The sequence below is a fragment of the Mesorhizobium sp. B2-1-3A genome (assembly GCF_006442655.1).
Taxonomy (GTDB): domain Bacteria; phylum Pseudomonadota; class Alphaproteobacteria; order Rhizobiales; family Rhizobiaceae; genus Mesorhizobium.
In genome coordinates, this window is record NZ_VFWK01000006.1 from 446,334 (window position 1) to 466,394 (window position 20,061).

The 20,061-nt window shown below is 61.4% G+C and carries 16 protein-coding genes; 11 read left to right on the forward strand and 5 right to left on the reverse strand.

The window, feature by feature from the left end; translation table 11 throughout:
• Positions 1–51: 51 nt before the first annotated feature.
• The 5 genes from FJ977_RS26505 to FJ977_RS26525 all read left to right on the forward strand — a co-directional run bounded on the left by FJ977_RS26505 (position 52) and on the right by FJ977_RS26525 (position 8,011).
• Positions 52–2,070, forward strand: a complete 2,019-nt coding sequence (locus FJ977_RS26505; protein WP_140775240.1) for a hydantoinase/oxoprolinase family protein — start codon at positions 52–54, stop codon at positions 2,068–2,070.
• Between the two features lie 51 nt (positions 2,071–2,121).
• Positions 2,122–4,044 carry a hydantoinase B/oxoprolinase family protein gene (locus FJ977_RS26510; protein WP_140775106.1) on the forward strand — a complete coding sequence of 641 codons (1,923 nt, stop codon included), beginning with the start codon at positions 2,122–2,124 and terminating at the stop codon, positions 4,042–4,044.
• A 45-nt stretch (positions 4,045–4,089) separates the two neighbouring features.
• On the forward strand, positions 4,090–5,388 hold the full coding sequence (locus FJ977_RS26515; protein ID WP_140775107.1) for an aspartate aminotransferase family protein: 1,299 nt from the start codon (positions 4,090–4,092) through the stop codon (positions 5,386–5,388).
• 48 nt (positions 5,389–5,436) lie between these two features.
• Complete coding sequence (gene ugpC / locus FJ977_RS26520; protein ID WP_140775108.1) at positions 5,437–6,504, forward strand: sn-glycerol-3-phosphate ABC transporter ATP-binding protein UgpC; 1,068 nt, start codon at positions 5,437–5,439, stop codon at positions 6,502–6,504.
• Positions 6,505–6,628: 124 nt separating this feature from the next.
• Entirely contained in the window at positions 6,629–8,011 is a 1,383-nt protein-coding gene (locus FJ977_RS26525; RefSeq protein WP_140775109.1) for an aminotransferase, read from the forward strand.
• Positions 8,012–8,389: 378 nt separating this feature from the next.
• On the opposite strand, the gene FJ977_RS26530 is transcribed toward FJ977_RS26525, so the two are convergent.
• The 3 genes from FJ977_RS26530 to FJ977_RS26540 are packed head-to-tail and all read right to left on the reverse strand — an operon-like array spanning position 8,390 to position 11,947.
• Positions 8,390–9,214 carry an alpha/beta hydrolase gene (locus tag FJ977_RS26530; protein ID WP_140775110.1) on the reverse strand — a complete coding sequence of 275 codons (825 nt, stop codon included), beginning with the start codon at positions 9,212–9,214 and terminating at the stop codon, positions 8,390–8,392.
• Positions 9,215–9,224: 10 nt separating this feature from the next.
• Positions 9,225–10,703, reverse strand: a complete 1,479-nt coding sequence (locus tag FJ977_RS26535; RefSeq protein ID WP_140775111.1) for an NAD-dependent succinate-semialdehyde dehydrogenase — start codon at positions 10,701–10,703, stop codon at positions 9,225–9,227.
• A 17-nt stretch (positions 10,704–10,720) separates the two neighbouring features.
• On the reverse strand, positions 10,721–11,947 hold the full coding sequence (locus tag FJ977_RS26540) for an iron-containing alcohol dehydrogenase (protein ID WP_140775112.1): 1,227 nt from the start codon (positions 11,945–11,947) through the stop codon (positions 10,721–10,723).
• Positions 11,948–12,156: 209 nt separating this feature from the next.
• Between FJ977_RS26540 and FJ977_RS26545 the strand changes: the two genes are divergently transcribed.
• The 5 genes from FJ977_RS26545 (at position 12,157) to FJ977_RS26565 (ending at position 17,121) form a co-directional block, all read left to right on the forward strand.
• Positions 12,157–12,858, forward strand: a complete 702-nt coding sequence (locus tag FJ977_RS26545; protein ID WP_140775113.1) for a GntR family transcriptional regulator — start codon at positions 12,157–12,159, stop codon at positions 12,856–12,858.
• 11 nt (positions 12,859–12,869) lie between these two features.
• Positions 12,870–14,465, forward strand: coding sequence for a sugar ABC transporter ATP-binding protein (locus tag FJ977_RS26550; protein ID WP_140775114.1), 1,596 nt, complete (start codon positions 12,870–12,872; stop codon positions 14,463–14,465).
• Positions 14,453–15,451: an ABC transporter permease gene (locus tag FJ977_RS26555; protein WP_056565103.1), complete on the forward strand. Its 999-nt coding sequence runs from the start codon at positions 14,453–14,455 to the stop codon at positions 15,449–15,451. The genes FJ977_RS26550 and FJ977_RS26555 overlap by 13 nt, the downstream gene beginning before the upstream one ends.
• 56 nt (positions 15,452–15,507) lie before the next feature.
• Entirely contained in the window at positions 15,508–16,458 is a 951-nt protein-coding gene (locus FJ977_RS26560) for a substrate-binding domain-containing protein (protein ID WP_140775115.1), read from the forward strand.
• A 69-nt stretch (positions 16,459–16,527) separates the two neighbouring features.
• A complete protein-coding gene (locus tag FJ977_RS26565) occupies positions 16,528–17,121 on the forward strand; it encodes a DJ-1/PfpI family protein (protein ID WP_140775116.1) in 594 nt (197 codons plus the stop codon).
• A gap of 225 nt (positions 17,122–17,346) precedes the next feature.
• Here the strand turns inward: FJ977_RS26565 and FJ977_RS26570 are convergent, their stop codons facing one another.
• The gene (locus FJ977_RS26570; RefSeq protein WP_246683339.1) at positions 17,347–17,946 is read right to left on the reverse strand and encodes an NAD(P)-binding domain-containing protein; all 600 of its coding nucleotides are present in this window, start codon (positions 17,944–17,946) and stop codon (positions 17,347–17,349) included.
• Between the two features lie 158 nt (positions 17,947–18,104).
• Positions 18,105–18,839: an SDR family oxidoreductase gene (locus FJ977_RS26575; RefSeq protein ID WP_140775117.1), complete on the reverse strand. Its 735-nt coding sequence runs from the start codon at positions 18,837–18,839 to the stop codon at positions 18,105–18,107.
• 290 nt (positions 18,840–19,129) lie between these two features.
• On the opposite strand from FJ977_RS26575, the gene FJ977_RS26580 reads away from it, so the two are divergent.
• Positions 19,130–20,026, forward strand: a complete 897-nt coding sequence (locus FJ977_RS26580; RefSeq protein WP_140775118.1) for a LysR family transcriptional regulator — start codon at positions 19,130–19,132, stop codon at positions 20,024–20,026.
• Positions 20,027–20,061: the final 35 nt, after the last annotated feature.

Below are 20,061 nucleotides of genomic sequence, written 5' to 3' on the forward strand. Positions count from 1 at the left end.
GCCTCGATAAACAAGCAGTTACCTTTTTCAGGAGCATATCCGGTGACGATTATGTTGGGAATTGACGTCGGCGGGACCTTTACCGACTTCGTTGCGCAGGACGCCGCGACAGGCAAGACGACCGTCTGGAAATCACTGTCGGAATCCGGCGACCCGGTCGCCGGTATCCTGCGGGGCCTGGAACAGTTCGAGGACCGTGACAGGATCGATGTCGTGCGCCTCGGCACGACCGTTGCGACCAATGCGCTGCTTGAGCGTACTGTTGCGCCAATCGCCTATGTCACCACCGCCGGCTTCAAGGACGTCCTCTTTATCCAGCGCGGTCATCGCCGCTTCCATTATGACCTGAGCTGGAAGAAGCCCAGGCCGCTGGTCAAGCGCCGGGACTGCTACGAGCTCGACGAGCGTATCGACAACAAGGGCAACGTGGTCACGCCACTCGACGACGGGCAGGTTCGCGAACTCGCCAGGAAGCTGGCGAACGACGAAACCATCGCAGCCGTGGCGGTCGTGTTGCTCTTTTCATACGTCAATCCGTCCCATGAACAGCGCGTCAAGGCGATTTTCGCGCAAGAGGCACCGGCGCTGCCGGTTTCCATCTCCTATGATGTGCTTCCGCGCTGGAAGGAATATGAGCGGGCATCAACCACCATCGCCGACGCGGCGCTGAAGCCGATCGTCAGTCGCCAGATGGACAGCGTTCGCGACCGGCTGAAGGAGAACGGCATCGGCAAATCGGTGTCGGTCATCCGCTCCAACGGTGGCGAGATGACATTGGACGCGGCATCCGAGACCCCCATTCAACTGGCACTTTCCGGTCCCACCGGTGGAGTCGTCGCCGCCAAGCACCTGGCAAATCTGCTTGGATTGCCGTCGCTCGTGACTTTCGACATGGGCGGCACGTCGACGGATTGCGCCACTATCCGCGATGGACAGGAGACCTTCACGACGGAGTTTGAGATCGAGTGGGGAGTGCCGATCCAGATTCCGATGATCGACGTGCGCACGATAGGCGCCGGCGGTGGTTCCATCGCCTGGATCGACAAGGGCGGCATGCTGCGTGTCGGACCGGAAAGTTCGCGATCCTTCCCTGGACCTGCCTGCTATGGCCAGGGTGGCACGGAACCAACAGTCACCGATGCCAACGTTCTGCTTGGACGCATCAATCCCGCGAATTTCCTGGGCGGCAAGATGAAACTCGATCTCGCCGCGGCCATGGATGCCATGGACAAGGTCGCCGCGCCGCTCGGCCTGACGCGCGAGCGGGCCGCCCTCTCGATCGTCCATATCGCCAACAACAACATGCAAGGAGCCCTGCGTAGCGTGCTGATCGAGCGTGGGCTGGACCCGCGCGATTTCACCCTCATGGGCTTTGGCGGCGCCGGTCCGCTGCATATCAGCGAACTCATGGATATGGCGGGCATCCCTCGCGGCCTCGTGCCAAACCATCCTGGCCAGCAGTCGGCCTTCGGCTTCACCTTGACCGATGCCCGCGTGGACCGCCAACGCACGACGCATATGACATCGTTCGACTATGATGCCAAACGTGCGTCCACGGTTCTAAGCCAGTTGATCGAGGAAACGCTCGCGGATCTCTCGCGACAGCAGAAGTCCGATAGCATCGCGGTGCTCTGTTCGTTGGAGATGCGTTACCACGGCCAGAATTACGAATTGGAGCTTCCGATCGATCGGAAGCTCTTCGAGACCAGCCAGGAAGATAGGCTCTGGAACAGTTTCCACGATGCCCACGAAGCCCGCTTCGGCTTCAAGTTTCCGGGCGAAACCGTCGAGATCGTCAATTTCATCGTCACGGCCATCGGACACACGCCAACCCCCCAGCTTCACAAGCTTGCCGTTGGCGATGGTTCGGCGACACCGGTCGCCCGACGCTTGGTGCATTTCGAAGAAGGCGCCATCGAGGTCCCTATCTTCAAGCGCGAGACCCTTCTTGCCGGCGTGAAGATAGCCGGGCCGGCGCTGATCGAAGAGGCCGTTTCGGTCACCGTGATCGGTCCGGGGCACCGGGCGGAAATCGATGCCTATGGCCACATCATCATAGAGAAGAAGTGACGTCTCACCGGCGAGCATCGTGCACGGCAAGAATTTTGCGGAGTCCCTGAAATGAAACTGTCCGACAACGGCTACTATGTCGAGCGATACGTGAAGTGCTGCAATTGCGGACTTCTTATCTACAAGGACGGGCTGACAAGGAAAGCCGGCGGCACAAGCGGCCTGTTCTGTTCCGAGTGGTGCGTCGAGTGGTTCGATCGGCGTGAGAGCGGCACTTCGCCGGCCCCCCTTCCACTCCCAAGGGAGGCCAACGGCGTTTTTGGCACCCGCAACGTCGTCACCATGAACATCCTCGATTCCGCGATGGTCTCCATTTGCAGGGAGATGGGCATTCTCATGATGAAGACGTCCTATTCGACAATCTTCAACGAAGGTCTGGATTTCACCTGCGCGCTTGCGGACCGCAATGGCGATCTGATCGCGGTCGGCGAATTCTGCCCTTCGATGATCGGCGGTATGCCCTTGATCGTGAAAACCATCACCAAGGAAATACCCCTCGACTCCTTCAGCGAGGGTGACGTCGTGATGCATAACGATCCCCACCGCGGTGGCCTGCATCTGCCGGAACACACACTCATCAAGCCATTCTATGTCGATGGCGAACTGCTGGGCTTTGCCGCCTGCATCGGCCATGTCGCCGAAATCGGAGGCACGGTGCCTGGGGCCTTCAACGGCGAGGCGACCGAGATTTTCCACGAGGGGCTTTGTGTTCCCCCGGTAAGGATCAGGGTCAAAGGTGAGGACAATGTCGACGTTTGGAAGATGCTGCTCGCCAACGTCCGGACACCAAAGCACAATTACGGCGACTTTCGCGCGATGATCGGCGCGGTCGATCTCGGTGTCAGCCGCATCACCGAACTGGTCCGGAAATACGGCAAGGACGTCTTCGTCAAGACTTGCCAGGACCTGATGGACTATTCCGAGACTTGCATGCGTGCCGAACTCGCGGCATTCCCCGACGGACATTACACCTTCGAGGATTTCGTCGAGAACGACGGTATCGAGGCGGGCAAAAGACATAAGCTGCATGTCGATGTCTATGTCCAGGGTGACGAAATCGTTGCCGACTTCACCGGGACGGATCCGCAGGCTCGCGGACCGATCAATGCAACGCTTGGCGTTGCCATGGGCGCGACATACAACGCCTTTCTTCACCTGACGGACCCGTCGATCCCCAAGAATTCCGGCGCATTCCGCCCACTTCGTATTGTCGCCAAGCCGGGGACGCTGGCCAACGTGAACTATCCGGCGCCCGAAGTGGCCGGCAATACGGAATTGCATCCCCGTTTCGCGGGCATCGTCTTCGGTGCGATGTCGAAATGTGTTCCGGATCGTGTGATGGCGTCCGAGGCCGGCACCGGCGGCAACTTTGTGTTCGGCGGGCGGCATCCCGACACAGATGACTATTACGTCTGCTACGATGTCATGTTCGGCGGTTGGGGAGGGCGAGCCGACTCCGACGGAAACGACGCTGTCGTCGTGATCAGCGGCAATTGCCGCCTCAACCCCACCGAGGTCTTCGAGACCCGTTACCCCTGGCGCGTTGAGAACTTTGCGATCAGCCAGGATTCCGGTGGCGCCGGCACCCACCGCGGCGGCCTTGGTTTTACCCGCACCCTGGTGGCGACCGCCAAGGAAATCACCGTCAGTCAATGCACCGACCACCACGAAGTTGCGCCATGGTCGCTGTTCGGCGGCCAAACGGGTGGCCTCGGTTCGACGTTCATTCAAAAAAACGGGAGCCAGGAATGGCAGACCGTGTCGCAAGCCTACAACAAGGTCTCGACCAGCAAGTTCGCCAACATCCGCGTTCTAGACGGGGATCGCATCAAGATCACCGTTCCGGGCGGTGGTGGCTATGGCGATCCTTCAGCCCGCAGCAGGGAGCAGGTCAAGGAAGACCTGCTGGAAGGGTTCATCTCTGAAAAAATCGCCCGTGAAGTCTACGGGTTCTCCGAAGAGGCCGACGCATAAGGCGCGCGCCCTGATCACCAACCATTATTGAGAATTGAGACCACCATGCAAAGCTACCAGATTCCCGGGCCAAAAGGCACGGCCGTCCTCGACCTCCAGGAGCAGTTCCTTTCGCCTTCGATCAGCACCCCGATGCCGCTCATCTGGGAAAGCGCGAAGGACTGTATCGTCACCGATGTCGACGGCAATCGGTATATCGATTTCACCTCTGGCGTGCTGGTCACCAATACCGGCCATTGCCATCCGCGGGTCGTCAAGGCTGTTCAGGACCAGGCAGCGGTCCTCTTGAACTGCTACGACTCCGCCCACCCCCTGCGATCGAAATTCGTCGAGAAGCTGGCCTCCCTGATGCCTGAAGACCTCAAGCGCGTCCTGGTCCTCAGCAGTGGCTCCGAGGCCATCGACGCAGCCCTCAAGATCGCACGCGTGTCGACCGGAAGGCAGGAAGTCATTGCGTTCGACAACGCCTTCCATGGACGCACGTTTGGCGGCATGTCGGTTGGCGGCATGGTGGGCTCGAAGGCTGGTTTCGGGCCGCTTGTTCCAGGCATCCTGCGCGCGTCGTTCCCCGATTACTACCGTATGGAAGGCACGGAAGAAGAAATCGATGCGCGTTGCCTGGCCAACCTCGAAACTGTGCTCAAGACCCAGTCGACCGGCAGCGTCGCGGCGCTCATCACAGAGGCCTACCAGGGCGGCGCCGGCTCGATCATCCCCTCGAAGCGCTTCGTGCACGGCCTGCGCGACTTCTGCAAACGGCACGATATTCTTTTGATCTTCGACGAGGTCCAGGCAAGCTTCGGGCGTACTGGCAGGATGTTCGCATTCGAGAACTACGAGATCGTTCCGGATGTCGTCGTCCTCGGCAAGGGTATCGCCAGCGGTCTGCCAACCGCCGCGGTCGTCGCGCGCCGCTCCGTCATGGACGGATTGAAGCGCGGCTCGCTCAGCAGCACCTACGGCGCCAATCCGCTGTCCTGCGCGGCCGGTATCGCCTCGATCGAGGTCATTCAGCAGGAGAATCTCGCCCACCGCGCCGAGGTCGTCGGCAAGAAGATGGTCAAGCGCCTGAACGAGATGAAGGAACGCCACCGCTTCGTCGGCGACGTCCGTGGCATGGGCCTCGCCCTCGCGTTGGAATTCGTCAAGGACAAGCAGACAAAGGAGCCCGATCCGGAGTTCACCCAGCAGTTCGTTCGCGAACTGCTTCAGGCCGGTTTGTCCGCGATGGCGCCAATCGGCCGCTTCGGCAACGTCGTTCGGATCGCGCCCCCTTTGACGATCACGGACGAGCTGGCCGATGAGGGTCTCGACATCATCGAAGGCGTTCTTCAGCGGCACTAACGGTCCTTGGTCCCCTCGCGTGAGGGCTCCAATTTGCAGGAGCAAGAAATGAGTTCTCTACGAATCGATGGCGTCAAGAAGAGCTTCGGCAATGTGACCGTCCTGCATAAGGTCTCGCTCGATATATCGGACGGCGAATTCGTCGTCCTTGTCGGACCGTCGGGCTGTGGAAAATCGACGCTGTTGCGCATGATCGCCGGATTGGAAGATCTGAGCGAAGGGCAGATCCGGATCGGCGACCGGGTGATCAACGATCTTCCTCCGAAGAGCCGGAACATCGCCATGGTGTTCCAGAACTATGCGCTCTACCCGCACAAGACAGTGAGGGAGAACATGGAGTTCTCCCTCAAGATCAAGAAGATGCCCGCCGGCGAAATCGCGTCACGCGTTGCGCGGGCCGCCGAGATCCTTGGCTTGCAGGAACTGCTGGAACGGACCCCTAAACAACTGTCGGGCGGTCAGCGCCAACGCGTCGCGATGGGGCGGGCCATTGTGCGGGACCCGGCGGTCTTTTTATTCGATGAACCGCTGTCGAATCTGGACGCGCAATTGCGCGTCGCGATGCGCACGGAAATCAAGGAGCTCCATCAGCGGCTTCGAACCACAACCGTTTACGTGACGCACGACCAGATTGAGGCCATGACAATGGCTGACAGGATCGTGGTCATGCGGCAAGGCGTTATCGAGCAGATCGGAGCGCCGCTTGAACTCTACGATCGGCCCCAGAATCTCTTTGTTGCTTCCTTTATCGGCTCCCCGGGAATGAATTTCCTCAAGGGCAAGGTCAGCCATGACGAGCCGGCCAGTTTCATTGCGCAGGACGGCACTCGATTGCCTCTTTCGCCTTCGGCCGGAAGTATGAGCCGGGCGCCGGCCATCTATAGCGTCCGCCCGGAACATCTCGCTTTCGATCCAAGCGGAAAACTGTCGCTCGAAGTTGTCGTGGTGGAGCCGACGGGTTCGGAAACGCAGATCATTGGAAAACTGGCGGGCCAGAATGTGATTTGCGCGACTCGCGAACGTTTGACCGTGGGTCCTGGGTCGATACTGCCGATCAGCATTTCACTCCAGAACGTCCATCTCTTTGACGAGGCGACAGGCGAAAGGCTGAACTGAGCCGCTCCACTTTCAACGCCTGGAGCGCCGAAGCTCCAGGTAGCGCGGAGCTTTGCCGACCGGCCTCCGGCTTTCCGAACCGGGCGAGCCGCGAAGCCAGATCCGCCAGAGGCAAGAGTTTATGATGAATGACCGCAGCAATCACAGTGTAGCCGAGCGCGACACGCTTTATCATATCCATTCCCAAACCAGCCCCATCGTCCTCGAACGGCAAGGGCCGATGATCTTTACGCATGGGGAGGGCGCCCATGTCTTCGAGGAGGGTGGCAGAAGGTTGATAGACGCCATGGCGGGCTTGTGGTGTGCCTCGCTGGGTTTCGCCAACCAAAGGCTCGGAGACGCGGCCGCGAACCAGTACAAGAAGATGGGCTTCTATCACACCTTCAATCAGAAGACGCCCGCGATAAGCGTCGATCTTGCCGAGCAGCTCGTCAAGATGTCGCCCTTCGAAGATGGGCGGGCCTATTTCGCGACGTCGGGATCGGAAGCCATCGAAACGATGGTAAAGCTTGCCTGGCTTTACCACGCCCAGAATGGGAACCCGTCGCGGAGAAAGATCATCTCGCGCCAGCGTGCGTTCCACGGCTCAACCGTCGTTGGCGCGTCCCTGACGGGATTGCCGCGCCTGCATCGGGAGTTTGGGCTGCCCTTGCCAGGCTTTCTCCACACCGGCTGCCCGGACTTTTATCGCGAGGGGCGACAGGGCGAAACCGAAGGGCAATTTGTCGCCAGGCTTGTCGAAGACCTGCGGGAGATGATCGAAACGGAAGGGCCGGAGACGATTGCGGCATTCATCGCCGAGCCGATAAACGCCGGCGGTGGCGTCGTGGTGCCGCCGGCGGGGTATTTCCCCGCGATCCAGGCAGTGCTCGACCAATACGGAATTCTCTGCCTCGACGACGAGATCGTTTGTGGTTTCGGCCGCACAGGCAACATGTTCGGGCTGGAGACCGTTGGGATGAAACCCGACATGATGGCTTTGGCGAAAGGCATCACGTCATCGCACTTCCCCCTGTCGGCGGTGATTGTGTCCCGGCGGATCTATGAGAGCGTGCGCGAATTCAACCGCGACGGCAGCGTCTTTGGCCACGGCTTCACCAATTGCGGCCACCCGGTGGGAGCGGCGGTCGCGCTCGAAACATTGGCGATCTACAGGGAAATGGGCGTCGTCGGGCATGTGAGGGAGCGCGGGAAACTCCTCAAGGGTCGGCTGCAAACCATCGGCGCGAATTCCCCGATTGTCGGCCAGGTGCGCGGCGAAGGCCTCATGCTCGCGGTTGAGATGGTCAAGAACAAAGAGACGCGTCAACGATTCGATCCAGAACTCAAGGTCGGGGCGGAATTCGATCGCAAGGCGCTTGCCAACGGTCTCGTCATTCGCCCGATAGACGATATCATCGCGTTTTGTCCTCCTTTCATCATCGGCGACGACGATATCGACGAGATAGCCTGCCTCTTTGAGCGGACCTTGTTGGAGGTCGAAGACTACGTCGGCGTTGTACGCTAGATCCGGCGGGTGAGGGGGCTGAAAAACCTCCAAGTCGAGAGGAGGCACCATCGGTCGTGCCATATGGAGCGGACCGGTCACTCGGGCCAACCGGCGTCCTCACGCGCACGCTGCTGCGCCAGGGAGTTGACGCGGCGGATCTGATCCTGGCGATGCTCGAAGACCTTTGGGTTGGAAGCAAGATGGATCGGAAGGACGCTGCGGAACATACCGCCCGCCGCCGTCTATGGCATTGCGCGGAAACCCAGCCGGACTAGAGCAATTCCAGGAAAAGTGTGAACGGTTTTCCCGGGACAAGCGCGTAGCGCTTGCCCTTGGGAATTGCGTCAAAACAAAGAGTTAGAGCGGTTCGCCGTTTCCGTGAAACGGTGAAATGCTCTAGTCGCGCGTCGCTTCGATAATTTCTAGTAAGCAATCGCCAGCTTGCGTGCCGCTGATGCCCAGATCCCGTACGCTATTCATATGGTTCCGATCTTTCAGGGACAGGTTGCGGACACCGAGCCCGTGCGCGCGCAATCGCGTGGCGAAATCAGCCGCCTGCTTTTGGAATGGCGGCGTTTCTTGGGCACCTACCACGATCGTCACGGCGGTATCAGGATCGTGTTGCCGCGTCATTGGTGTGAAGGCTAAAGCCTCCTCGTCGGTGATGCCGATTAGTGGCTTGAGGAAAGACGTCTGCAGGGGCTTCAGGTCGTAGAGGCCACTCAGCAGCAGCACTGCACGGATGTGTGACGGCGCCGGCGTCTTTTCGAACAGGAATGTCGCCAGATGCGCCCCGGCGGAATGGCCGCTGAGGCTTATCCGGCCGGGGTCGCCGCCATGGCTGGCGATGTTGTCCAGCACCCATTGCTTGGCGCGCCGGACCTGATCGACGATCGCCGCCATCCTGACCTCGGGCATCAGCGCATAGTCGACGATCACCGCGATCGCGCCAGCCTTGGTCACGGTATCCGCGACATAGGAATAGTCGGCTTTGGAGAACATGCGCCAATAGCCGCCATGGATGAAGATATGAACCGGAAGATTACTGCCCCGGCCGGGCGGAAAAAACAGGTCGAGCTTCTCGGCAGGGTGCTCGCCATAGGCGAGATCGCCCGCCATGGCCAGCGTCGCCCGGGTCGCGGCGCTGCGCGCGACGATATCGGCCACGATGTCATCAAAATCGGCAACGTGGTCGCGGGTGCGGAAGGGGTCTTTCTGCATGGGAGCCCGATCAGAAGGTGACGGCGATGTATTTCGCCTCCATGAATTCAGCGATGCCGTGATGCTGACCGCCTTCACGGCCAAGGCCGCTTTGCTTGACGCCGCCGAAAGGCGCCGCTGGATCGGACATCAGCCCGCGGTTGAGCCCTATCATGCCGGCCTCGATACCCGACGCCACACGCATTCCACGTCCCACATCGCGCGTATAGATATAGGCGGCAAGGCCATATTCCGTGTCATTGGCATATGCGATGGCCTGCGCCTCGGTTTCGAACATGGTGATGGGCGCCACCGGCCCGAAGATCTCCTCATGCGCCATTTCGGCTTCGGGCGATACCGCCGACAGTACGGTCGGTGGATAGAAAAAGCCTTCGCTGTCCAAAATCGAGCCGCCGCAAAGCACCTTGGCTCCCCGCTCCACCGCGTCCTTGACGAGACGGTCGATCTTGTCCACGGCCTTTTTTGTGATCATCGGACCGCACTCGGTATCGGCATTGGTTCCCGCTCCCACTTTGAGCGCCGCCATGCGTTTGGAAAGCCCGTCAGCGAACCGTTCGTGGATGCCTGACTGGACATAGATGCGGTTGGCGGCGGTGCATGCTTCGCCGGCATTGCGCATCTTGGCGATCATTGCGCCGTCGAGCGCCGCATCAAGATCAGCATCGTCGAAAACGACGAAGGGCGCATTGCCGCCGAGTTCCATGGAACAGGAGATGACATGCTTGGCGGCCTCGCCGAGCAAGGTTCGGCCGACCCCGGTGGAGCCGGTGAAGGAGAGCTTCCTGACACGCGGATCGGCCAGCATGGCCGATGTCAGCGGACCAGGACTGGTCGTGGTGAGGACGTTGACGACGCCGGCCGGCACCCCGGCCTCACTGTAGAGCGCGGCCAAAGCGTAGGCCGTCAGTGGCGTTTCGCTGGCGGGTTTCAGGATGACCGTACAACCTGCCGCCAGTGCCGGCGCAATCTTGCGGGTCGCCATCGCGGCGGGAAAGTTCCAGGGCGTGATCAGCACGCAGATCCCGATCGGCTCATAGTCGACCACGATCCGGTTGGTGCCGGAGGGTGCGGTGCCGAATTCGCCGGTGATCCGGACCGCTTCTTCGGCGTTCCACCGAAAGAACTCGGCCGCATACGCCACCTCGCCACGCGCGTCCCGCAACGCCTTGCCGTTCTCCAGCGAGATCAGCATGGCGAGCGTTTCAGACCGTTCGACCATGAGTTCGAAACAGCGCCGAAGGATTTCCGAGCGTTTGCGCGGCGCTGTCTCTCGCCATCCCTTGGCGGCCTTGGCTGCGGCCTCGACGGCCGTTGTGACATCCTCGAGCGTTGCATCGGGAACCGCCGCGATCACGGCCCCCGAGGACGGATCGACCACATCGATGAGCCGGCCATCGGAAGAGGGGCGCCACGTGCCGTCGATGTAGAGCCCGTGCGAAAACCGGCGCACGTCATAGCCATCCTGGTCGATTTGCTGGGCAAGGTTCATCATCTTGTTCCGTTCGTTCAATTGGCGCAGGCCGCGAGGTCGCCGTCGTGGGCTGCCTGAACCAGGCGTCGCATGGTGGCGAGATCGAATGGGCGCGGATTGTTCTTGATGAGGCGGTCGATGCCGAGCGCCTGCTCGGCGGTCCAGTCTAGTTTATCAGCGGGTAGGCCAAGATCCGCCAGCGTCGAGGTGATGCCGATCGCCGCGAACAGCCGCCTGATCTCCTCTATGGCAGCGCCGGCCTGCTCGTCTTCACTGCGCCCATCCGCGGAGAGCCCGAGCGCGCGACCGATCTCGGCCATTTCGGCGGCGGCCACACGTCTGTTGTAGGTCATGACGTAGGGCATCATGGTTGCCACACCCAAGCCGTGCGCGGTGTGCGTGAGCGCCCCGGCGGGATATTGCACGGCATGCGCCGCCGCCGTTCCGGCGGTGCCGAATGCACACCCTGCCGCCAACGCGCCCATCATCACATCGGCACGCGCATCGGCATCGGTGCCGTCCGTGCAGGCTTTCTGCAGACTGCGCCCCAGCAGCTTTATGGCCAGCAGCGCGAAATGATCGGTCAACGCCGTCTTGCCGATGAACACGTGCTTTTGCGGCAGGTCCGGGTCCTCGCCGCGCCGCATGGCGGTGAAGGCCTCGATTGCGTGTGTCAATGCGTCGGCGCCGGCGATCGCTGTCAGCCCGGGCGGACAGGTCATCGTCAGGTCGGGATCGCACAAGGCAACCGTGGCGATCAGATACGGGCTCGATATGCCGACCTTGAGCGTCCGGTCGGGATCGGAGATCACCGCGACCGGCGTCACTTCGGAGCCGGTGCCCGCTGTGGTGGGCACGGCGATCAGCGGCAGCGTGGGACCGGGCACCTTGAACTCCCCATAATAGTCCTGGAGTTTGCCGCCATGGCTGAGCAGCAAGGTGGTGCATTTGGCAAAGTCGAGGCAGCTGCCGCCGCCGATGCCGATCACCATCTCAGGCCGGAACGCTTTCGCCTCGTCGACGCAGATGCTGACGGTGTCACGCGGCACATCAGGTAGGACGCGGTCGTGCACCAGCACTTCGATCGAGGCGGCCTGGAGCGATTTGACCACCTCCGCGAACACCTCGGTGCCGGCGAAACGCTCATCGGTGCAGATCAGCGCGCGCCGCCCGAACCTGGCGGCGACTGTCGGCAGCGCGTGGCGCTGGCCTTTCCCGAAAAGGATTTCACGCGGAAGCCGGAGGGCGGCGAAGAGGCTCATGATGATCTTTTGTCCTTTGACGGCGGCTCAACTGGGAACTGGGGAAGGCTATCGCGACGGATCCGCCATCTGTCCGCACAGGCTCTTGGACGCCCTGCAGCACCCTCGTGACGGTTCAAAAAACATATCCGCTTTAAAATCGTATAGGATATAGGATTGCATCGGCCAGAGCATCGTGTTAGCAGTCCTCACTGTCAAGAGGCAAAAAGATGCAGACCGCGAACTTAACCGACACGACTGAAACGACCGCCGGCGGCGGTCGCATCCAGCGTTCCAACAGCTTGGTCGAGGATGTCTACGAAGCGATTTTCGCTCAGCTTATGGCGCTGAAGATCGCGCCGGGTTCACGCATCACCGTCGATAGCCTGGTCAAGGAATTCAACGTCTCGCACACGCCGATCCGGGAGGCGCTCGGCCGCCTCGAGGGTGAAGGCCTGGTGCTCAAGACGCATCTCATTGGTTACCGAGCGGCACCCCAGATTACCCGTCGCCGTTTCGATGAATTGTACGAGATGCGCCTTCTGCTTGAACCGCATGCCGCGGCGAAAGCCGCCGCTGCCATGGACGAAGCGAAGCTCAACACTTTGCTGGAAGCGGCCGGCGTGATGTCACGGCGCGAAGGCAAGGACGATCGCCTGCGCTATTCGAATTTCGCCCGGCAGGACGCGATCTTCCACGACAAGATCATGGAGTTTTCCGAAAACGAACTCATTCGGGAGACGTTGAGCCACCAGCACACCCACTTCCACATCTTCCGCCTGATGTACCATTCCCGCGTGACCGAGGAAGCGCTCGACGAACACGAGGCGATTCTCGCCGCATTCGGTCGCGCCGACCCGGACGCCGCCCAAGAGGCTATGCGCGTCCATATCGAGCATTCCCGCGATCGCTTGCTTCCGGCATTCGATTGAGGCTGGAACCGATGTCCATTGCCGCCAATATCGCAGGGGAGGGAGGAAGCACGCTGCCCTCTGGTGACATGCCGGGCGCCGTCGAGCCGGTGCTGAGCGCCGGGCACCTGTCGAAACAATACGGCCCGGTGACGGTGCTCGCGGACGTCACGCTCGACGTCCTGCCCGGTGAGATCCACGCCATCATCGGCGAAAACGGGGCCGGCAAGTCGACATTGATGAGGCTGCTGTCCGGCTATGTCGAGCCAAGCAGCGGCACCTTGTCGATGAACGGCCACCCGGTGAAATTCACCAAACCCAGCCAGGCCCAGGATGCCGGCATCGCACTGGTGCATCAGGAGATCCTGCTCGCCGAGGCGTTGACGGTGGCGGACAATCTGTTTCTCGGGCGTGAGCTTTCGCGCGGCCCGGTCGTCGACGACCGTACCATGCGGCGGCTGGCGGCCGAGAAGCTGGCGCAGATCGGCTGTTTCGTATCGCCGACCGCGTTGGTGCGCGACATCTCGCTGGCCGACCGGCAGATGGTGCAGATCGCCCGCGCGCTGCTCGACGACTACAAGGTGGTGATCTTCGACGAACCGACCGCCGTGCTGACCGGCGGTGAGGTCGAACGGCTGCTGGAGATCGTTCTGCAGTTGAAGGCCCACGGCACCGCCGTGCTCTATATCAGCCACCGGTTGGACGAGGTGCAAAGGGTCGCCGACAAGGTGACCGTGCTGCGCGACGGCAAGATGGTGGGCACCTATCCCGGCAAGACGCTGAACCAGATGGACATGGCGCGCCTCATGGTCGGGCGTGAACTGGCCGCGCTCTACCCCGAAAAGATCGGGGCATCATCCGATATCCCGATGCTGAGTGTCAGGAACGCCACCGTTCCCGGCTATGCCGAGGATGTATCGTTCACGGTCCACAAGGGCGAGATACTCGGCTTTGCCGGGATGGTCGGCGCCGGCCGCACCGAGCTGTTCGAGGGTATCGTCGGCCTGCGCCCGGCAACCGCGACGGTCGAGCTCGAGGGCAAGCCGGTCCACTTCCAGTCGCAGCGCGCCGCGATCGACGCCGGCATCGGCTACCTGACCGAGGACCGCAAGGGCAAGGGATTGCTGCTGCAGGAGCGCCTGGCACCCAATCTGACACTCTCCGCGCTCGGCGTCTTCCATCCCGGCCTTTCGATAGGCCGCCGACGCGAAACGGAGGCCTTGGAAAAGGCCGTCGAGACCTATGACATCAGGGTGAAAAGCCCGGCCGCAAAGGCGGCCCAACTCTCGGGCGGCAACCAGCAGAAACTGCTTCTGGCCAAGATCCTTTTGACCAACCCGTCGGTGGTCATCATCGATGAGCCGACGCGCGGCATCGATATCGCCAACAAGGCGCAGATCTACGCCTTCATCCACGGCCTGGTCGCCAAGGGGAAGGCCTGCATCGTCATCTCCTCGGAGATGCAGGAGCTGATCGGCATCTGCGATCGCATCCTGGTGATGCGTGAGGGGCATGTCACCGGAGAAGTCAGCGGCGCCGAAATGACTGAAAGCAATGTGGCGCTGCTGGCAACCAGCGGCCCGAAGCCGGGGCCAAAGGCCAAGGGAGAAACAGAATGGCTGTCATGACCGGATCCCCGACGACGCGCCGGATCAGCGATTTGAATCTCACCTGGACCGACGTCGGACCTTTCCTGGCATTGGCTGCCCTGCTCGTGGCGGGCTTTCTTATCAATCCGGACTTTCTCTCGGCCACCAACCTTGCCAACGTGATCACCCGCAGCGCCTTCATCGCGATCATCGCGGTAGGTGCGACGTTCGTGATCTCGTCGGGAGGGCTTGATCTTTCCGTCGGCTCGATGGCCGCTTTCGTCACCGGCATCACCATCATGTTCATGAACGCGATGGCACCGCATGCCGGCCTGTGGGCCATTCCCGCCGGAATGGTCGTTGCGATCCTGGTCGGGTTGCTGTGTGGGCTCGCCAACGGGCTGATCGTCACGGTCGGCCGGATCGAGCCGTTCATCGCGACGCTTGGCACGATGGGAATTTTCCGGGCGCTGATCACCTATCTGACCGACGGCGGCACGATCCCGATCGACCGGTCGCTGCGCGACGCCTACCGACCTGTCTATTTCGGTACGGTCGCCGGTATTCCGATCCCGATCCTGATATCCATCGCGGTTGCGGCCGTCGCATCCTTCATCCTCTACAAGATGAAATACGGACGCAAATGCGCGGCTGTAGGCGCCAATGAGGATGTCGCGCGCTATTCCGGCATCTCGGTCATCAAGACGCGCACCATCGCCTACATCGTCCAGGGCGCGTGCGTGGCGATCGCCGCGATCTGCTACGTGCCGCGCCTTGGCGCCGCCACGCCGACCACCGGGCAGCTCTGGGAGTTGCAGGTGATCACCGCCGTGGTGATCGGCGGCACCGCATTGCGCGGCGGCAAGGGCCATGTGTGGGGAACAGTCGCAGGCGCGGTCATCCTGGAACTGATCGCCAACCTGATGGTGCTGTCGGACTTTGTTTCCGAGTACCTCGTGGCCGCCGTTCAGGGCGTCATCATCATCATCGCCATGCTCATCCAGCGGTTTTCCAATTCGAAATAGCCTCGTGTCCGGACCACGCGGGAGCCAGGTTTTTGTAGGTCCAATGGGAGAAGAGAATGTTGAGTAGAAAATGGATCGCGGCGGCCGCCCTTGGCTCGCTGCTGCTGGCCGGCCAGGCCATGGCACAAGACAAGAAGGTCGTCGCGGTGTCGATACCGGCGGCCGACCATGGCTGGACCGCGGGCGTCGTCTATCATGCCCAGCAGGCCGCCAAGGAAATCAACGCGGCATTCCCCGGCGTGGAAGTGGTCGTCAAAACGTCGCCATCGGCCGCCGAGCAGGTCAGCGCGCTCGAGGATCTGTCCGCCAGCCGCAAACTGGATGCCTTGGTCATCCTGCCATACAGTTCGGAAGAACTGACCCAGCCGGTCAAGGCCATCAAGGGCGCGGGGACCTTCATCACGGTCGTCGACCGGGGGCTGACCGATTCCTCGATTCAGGACCTCTATCTCGCCGGCGACAACATCGCGGTGGGCTCCAATACCGCGAAGTTCATGATCGACAAGCTGGGTGGCAAGGGCGATCTCGTGGTGCTGCGCGGCATTCCGACGGTCATCGATGACGAGCGCATCAAGGGCTTCCAAGACACGATCAAGGGCACCGGACTGAAGGTGCTGGACATCCAGTACGCGCATTGGAACAGCGACGAGGCCTTCAAGCTGATGCAGGACTACCTGGCCAAGTATCCGCATATCGATGCGGTCTGGGCCAATGACGACGACATGCTGCTTGGCGTGCTCGAGGCCGTGAAGCAATCGGGCCGGACCGATATCAAGCTGGCCCTCGGTGGCAATGGCATGAAGGACATCGTCAAGAAGGTGATCGACGGCGACGCGATGACTCCGGTCGAGACCCCATACCCGCCGTCGATGATCAAGACGGCGATCTACATGACCGTTGCCAATCTGATCGGCCAGGCACCTGTCCGCGGCACCGTCAAGCTCGATGCGCCGCTGATCACCCAGGCCAATGCCAAGGAATACTATTTCCCTGACTCGCCATTCTGATCCGATCCGATTCCCAGAAAGGCAAGGCGCGATCTGCGCCTTGCCGAGCCAAAACCGAGAGGAAGAGCCATGCCAGGCAAGAAGATACTGATGCTGACCGGTGAGTTCACCGAAGAATACGAAATCTTCGTCTATCAGCAGGCGATGGAAGCCGTGGGTCACACGGTCCACGTCGTGTGCCCGGACAAGAGCGCCGGAGACGTGATCAAGACCTCGCTGCACGATTTCGAGGGCGACCAGACCTATACCGAAAAGCTCGGCCACTACGCGCTGATCAACAAGACGTTTTCCGACGCTGAGAAGCAGCTCGACCAATACCACGCGGTCTATTGCGCTGGCGGTCGTGGCCCCGAGTACATCCGCACCGACAAGCGCGTTCAGGCGATCGTGCGTCATTTCCACGAAGCCCAAAAGCCGATCTTCACGATCTGCCATGGCGTTCAGATTCTCATTGCAGTCGATGGCGTCGTGCGCGGCAAGAAGGTTGGCGCTTTGGGGGCCTGCGAGCCGGAAGTCACACTCGCCGGCGGCACCTACATCGACCTGTCTCCCACGGAGGCTTATGTCGACGGGACGATGGTTTCAGCCAAAGGCTGGACGGCCTTGGCAGCCTTCATTCGGGAATGCCTGAAAGTGCTCGGCACGGAAATCCGGCACAACTAAAGATAGTCTAGGCAGAAAGTACTTGGAGCGGTTCACCCATCCTGGTTTGAAGTTGCACCGCTCCAAGTGCACAAAGCTCTGGTCGAGACGCTACATACATTCGATCCTGATGGCTCCGCACAGTACCTTCGCGACTTTGTGGCCTGCAAATATTCGGTCGCGCGCTGCTCGAAGAAGTTAGCGCGCGACCAGTCCTCGGCGTCGATCACACGGGTCGTGGATCGATTACTGCTCCTTCTTGAACAAATCCTGGAAGATGAGCTGGCCCCAAGTGCGACCGCGTGCGTGCACCAGCGCGCCACCCTCGTCGAGCTTTCCCAGCTTGACGGGTGCGTACCCGAGTTGTTTGGCCAAATCCGCCACGGGAGCGGTCGCGTCCTCATCGTTGCTCGACAAAAAGACGACCCGGTGGCCGCCCTCGACAACCGGATCGGTGGCCAGGGTGGCTGCGATCAAGTGATTGAAGCCTTTCACGAACTTGGCGCCGGCGAACGACTTCGCAACGAAGGCGGAGGACAGGAGACCGTCCAGTTCCTCAAGGGGAACCAACGCATTCATCGCATCGATGACCGTCTTGCCTTTCCAACTCGGCAGGGCCTTCGCAACCTCGCGATGTTCCCCGAACGGGACCGCCAGGATGATTGTGTCGGCCTCGAGCGCATCCCGCAGCGACTTGGCGACGACGGTGGGTCCAATCGCCCGAGCTTGCGGCGCCAACGCCTCGGGCGGCCGGCGGCTCGCGACGGTCACGTCGATGTTCCTACGGGCGAAGGCGTGGGCGAGGGCCTGGCCTATCTTACCGAATCCTACAATCGCATAGCTCATAGTATTTCTCCGATCTGTGTTGGCATTGATTCCCTGGCCTTCAACGGCGCTGGGTTGTCCGTTTCGCTGCGTGGCGACCTTCGCGTAGGCGTCCCGCCGTTCAACCATGGACATGCTAGTTTTCGCCGGTTAGCCGCTTCCCGCGATCCGGCGCGATTTCAGATGGCCGAGAAGCCGCCGTCGACAGACAACTCCACCCCATTCACGAAGCTCGAATCGTCTGAAGCAAGAAACAGCGCGACCGCCGCAATTTCCTCAGGGCGCCCCATCTTTCCCCGCGGGATCAGGGATTCGAACATCCGCCTCGCCTCCTCGGTGAGAACCTGGTCCTGCATCGGTGTGGCGATCGGCCCCGGGCTCAGCACGTTCACGCGGATATTCCTGCCCTTCAGTTCGTTGAGCCAAGTGCGTGCGAATGAGCGCAGCGCCGCCTTGCTCGCCGAATAAACGCCGTAACCAGGAAAACCTTTCACCGAAGCAACTGACCCGGTCATGAAGATAGATCCGCCATCGTTGAAGAGCGGCAACGCCTTCTGAACCGTAAACAGCGTCCCGCGCGCATTCAGGTTGAAGGTCGCATCAAAGTGCTGCTCGGTAATCTCGCCCAGTGGGACGGCTTCGCCCGTGCCGGCGCTCGCATACAGGACGTCGATCTTGCCCTTTTCCCGCTTGACCGTATCGAACAGGCGGTCGAGGTCCTCGAGATTGGCCACGTCGCCACGCACGCCGGTCACGTTCCGGCCAATCAGCTTGACCGCCTCGTCCAGCGCCTCCTGTCTCCGGCCCGTGATGAAAACATAGGCGCCTTCTTCAACGAACCGCTTGGCGCTCGCCAGCGCCATCCCGCTCGATCCACCCGTGACGACTGCAACCCTACCGTCCAGCTTTCCCATGACTTTTCCTTTCAGGCTCTGCCTTTGGTCGTTCGGGGAGATCCCCGAGAGCCTCGAAATAGGTCTGCCGGCTTCAGGCGTTGAGTGCGGAAACGCGCATATCGGTGGTGCGAAATCGATCCGGCTGAACGACCCAAGCCAGCCGCGACGATGGGCGTCGGCTGTTCGGAATTGGGGCCTCTTTGTCCGCATTGGGCTACGATGACCATCGTGCTGCCCACAGACGAGATACGGTTCGATGTGTTAGATTTGGGCTTTGGAAGGCGCACCGCGCGGTGCGAGATTGCACCATGATCGACTGGGATGACGTTCGCTACTTTCTTGCCGTCGCGCGCGGCGGCTCGGTGCGGTCCGCCGCCGAGCGCCTCGGTGTGAACCACTCGACCGTGCTGCGACGCATCGCCCAACTCGAGGAACGCCTCGGGGCGCACATGTTCGAGAAGCTGCCCTCGGGCTATCGCCTGACGACCGCGGGGGAGGAGGTCCTCGAGCTCGCTGCCCAGATGGAAGCGTCGTCGCACCAGCTGGAGACGCGCGTCTTTGGCCGCGACCAGAGCGTGCGCGGGCTTCTGCGGGTCACGCTGGCACCGCCCCTCGCGACACACCTGCTCATGCCGGACTTCGCCGATTTCGCGCGTCTGCATCCGGACATCGAGATGGAAATCCTGTCGTCCGGCGAGCTGGCGAACCTGACCAACCGAGAGGCCGACGTGGCGATCCGTGTCGTCTACGACCGCAAGACCCTGCCGCTCAATCTTCACGGCCTGAAGGGACCGGAGCTGTTCGGCGGTATCTACATATCCCGCGATCGACTAGCCGCGTGGCGTGCGGGCGCGCCTGATCCCATCCGGTGGATCGTCATAAGCATTCATGGAATTCCGGACTGGGCCCATGAGGGTGAGGTTCGCACCGCCGAGGTTCCGTTCAGGGTCACGGATGCCGAGGCGCAGGTCGTCGCGGTGCGGCAGGGGCTCGGGATGACGACGCTGCCCTGCTTCGTCGGAGATGCCGACCCGCTGCTGGTGAGGGTGCCGGGCACCAACCTGCACATGTACGGAACGCTCTGGCTTCTCACGCAGGGGGAGACACGCAAGACGAAGCGCGTGCGGCTCTTCACCGAGTTCGTATCCCGCAGGCTCGCCGCGTACGCGCCGCTTCTGGCGGGGCTGTCCATATCGCGCGACTGATGCGCCGCGCGCAGATCGGTGGGTCCGTTCTGCTT